1 protein-coding gene is annotated in these 240 nt (G+C 67.5%); it reads right to left on the reverse strand.

The window, feature by feature from the left end; genetic code table 11:
* The coding region (locus KVT37_RS32725) for a hypothetical protein (protein WP_217579074.1) at nucleotides 1-240 on the reverse strand (240 nt) is incomplete at both ends.

Genomic DNA, 240 nt, shown 5'->3' on the forward strand with positions numbered 1-240 from the left:
ACCCCAGCGCCCCCCCCCGGCTCTCCAGCGCCCGCTGCATCAACCCGATGACACGAACGGCCCACCCCACTTCGACCACCCGCGCCGTCAGCCCCAGCGCATCGCCAAAGTCCTCCACCGACAAGGTCAGGGGATAGTTCGTCCGCTCCTCGCTCTCCAGCCACTCGGCGCCGCTGAGGCTTGGTGCATCCGTCTGCTGCGATGCATTGTGCCGATAGTTCAGCAGCGCGCTGAACAGCG

The organism is Mesorhizobium sp. GbtcB19 (assembly GCF_019091085.1).
GTDB lineage: Bacteria > Pseudomonadota > Alphaproteobacteria > Rhizobiales > Rhizobiaceae > Mesorhizobium.